Source organism: Cobetia sp. (genome assembly GCF_983723665.1).
On the sequence record NZ_CFDJES010000101.1, the window covers coordinates 7,233 to 9,722 of the forward strand.

The following is a 2,490-nucleotide window of genomic DNA, read 5'->3' on the forward strand; positions in this document are numbered from 1 at the left end:
CCGACGGCGACACGGCGGGGATTGCCCAGCGGCGAGTCATCCAGCAAGGCCTGCACTTCGATCAGAATCGGCCGCGTGCCCTCCCACACCACCATCACCAGGCTGCCGGAGGACTGCTCCTCGCTGCGCGACAGGAAGATCGCGCTGGGGTTCTTCACCTCCTTCAGACCCAGCTCGACCATGGCGAACACGCCCAGCTCGTTGACCGCACCGAAGCGGTTCTTCTGGCCACGCAGCGTGCGGAAGCGCGAATCGCCATCGCCCTCAAGCAGCAGGGAGGCGTCGATCATGTGCTCCAGCACCTTGGGTCCGGCCAGCGAGCCGTCCTTGGTCACGTGGCCGACCAGCAGCAGCACGGTGTTGGTTCGCTTGGCGAAGCGGGTCAGCGCGGCGGCGGACTCACGCACCTGCGAGACACCACCCGGCGCGGATGACAGATCCTCCAGATGCATGGTTTGGATGGAGTCGATGATCAGCACCTCGGGCTTCTCGCGCTCGGCGGTGGCCAGAATCGTCTCGACGCTGGTCTCGGCCAGCATCTTGAGGCCCTGGGTCGGCAGCTGCAGACGATGGGCGCGCATCGCCACCTGCGACAGCGATTCCTCGCCAGTGACGTACAGTGAGCGCTTGTGCTGGGCGAGCTTGCAGGCGGTCTGCAGCAGCAGCGTCGACTTGCCGGCCCCCGGGTGGCCACCGAGCAGCACGGCGGAACCCGGCACCAGCCCGCCGCCCAGCACGCGGTCGAACTCGCCGAAGGTCGAGGAGAAGCGCGGCACCTCGGCCAGCGAGACATTGGAAAGATCGGTCACGTTGTCGCTGAGCGTGCCGGCGTAGCCGCCCCGCCCATTGCTGGCGCTACGCGCGGCACTACCGGCGACGGCCCCCGCAGCGGGGGCGGCGCCGGGCAATACCGTGGCGCCGACGCGGATTTCCTGCAGGGTGTTCCACTCGCGGCAGCCGCTGCACTGGCCCTGCCACTTCGAGAATTCGCTACCGCATTCGGTACATACGAAGGCGCTCTTTGCTTTCGCCATCAGACAATCCTGTCGGGAAGAAATGATTCTCGGCGCCGCGGCGGAGTGTCGTCAGCCGCGGATTTCCAACGGCCAGACACAAGGAAGGCGGCTTGCGCCGCCTTCCTTGTGCTCACGATCGCCTTGTGGCGCACGGCACGCTTACTGGCGCTTGAGGCGCAGTGTCTCACCGTTCTGGAAGCGACGCTTCTGCGGGTCGACCAGCTCCAGGGTCTGGGCATCCAGACGCAGGAAGTAGTAGGTCTGGCCTTCGCCGTCCGGCGTCAGCTCATAGACGGTCGCGTTCGGGTCCGTCACGGTGCCGGACAGCACGTCCCACTGGCCTTCGTAATGCTCTGGATCCGGCTGCTGCGGATGATCACGATAGGTGGCATCGAGACTGAAGGTACGCTCATCCTGGGCTGCCTCTTCGGCACCCTTGAGGCGTACATCGAGGTCAATGCCCGTGCAACGACGACACGGCAGGGTGCCCTTGTAGACGGCAACCTGCTCGCTGGCTGTCTCGGTGGCGCTGTTGTCAGCGGCACCGTCATTGGTCTGGGCCGTTGATGCGCACCCGGCGAGACCGACCATCAGCGCGGCTCCCACCATCAGAGTCCTGATCTGCATTGAATCCTCCTTAAGGCGATGACTCGATAGCAGCGTCAGCGCTATCGACGGCGAGCGGTCTACCCGCTTTGGCAGGCAGCCCGCTCACAAGCTTCCATGCTCAAGAATAGCGGGTATCCGCCCCGAGAGGCCACCCCCGATGGCGTTTATCGAACACCATTCGCTAAATCGTGTCGGCCTCAGCCGCGGCGATCATGGCCATTGTCGAGATACGGATAGTCGGTGTAACCCTCGGCGCCACCACCGTAGAAGGTGTCCGGGTCCTGCTCGTTGAGTTCAGCCCCGAGGCGAATGCGTTCGACCAGGTCCGGGTTGGCGATATACGGGCGCCCGATGGCGACGGCATCCGCGATGCCCTCATCGATGATGCGTGCCGCGCTCTCACCGTCGTAATGGCCGCAGAAGATCAGCGCGCCCGTGACGCGCTCGCGCAGGGCACGACGGAAGTCATCGCTGAACTTGATGTCGCCACCGGCCCAGTCCGGCTCGTTGACGTGCACATAGGCGATGCCACGTCTAGAGAGCTGCTCGGCCATGTAGAAGGCCATTTCTTCCGGCTCGTCATCGGTCAGGCCGAAGATCTCGATGAAGGGCGTCAGGCGGATGCCGGTACGCTCAGGGCCGAAGACTTCGGCGACGGCATCGACGACTTCCAGCGTCAGGCGCGCACGGTTCTCGACCGAGCCACCGTACTGGTCAGTGCGCTGATTGGTGCCGGTGGCCATGAACTGGTTGAGCAGATAGGCGTTGGCGGCGTGCACCTCGATCATGTCGAAGCCGGCACGCTTGGCACGCACGGCGGCCTGGCGATAGTCCTCGATCAGCTGGGGAATCTCGTCCGTCTCCA

3 protein-coding genes are annotated in these 2,490 nt (G+C 64.9%); all 3 read right to left on the bottom strand.

Going from position 1 to position 2,490, the window contains the following annotated elements; genetic code table 11:
- The coding region (gene radA, locus AC4FAH_RS10605) for a DNA repair protein RadA (RefSeq protein WP_490246007.1) at positions 1–1,034 on the bottom strand (1,034 nt) is incomplete at its 3' end.
- Positions 1,035–1,175: 141 nt separating this feature from the next.
- Complete coding sequence (locus tag AC4FAH_RS10610; RefSeq protein ID WP_043336742.1) at positions 1,176–1,643, bottom strand: copper resistance protein NlpE N-terminal domain-containing protein; 468 nt, start codon at positions 1,641–1,643, stop codon at positions 1,176–1,178.
- A 179-nt stretch (positions 1,644–1,822) separates the two neighbouring features.
- Positions 1,823–2,490, bottom strand: a 668-nt coding sequence (locus tag AC4FAH_RS10615; RefSeq protein WP_490246008.1) for an oxidoreductase, incomplete at its 5' end; no start/stop codon positions are given.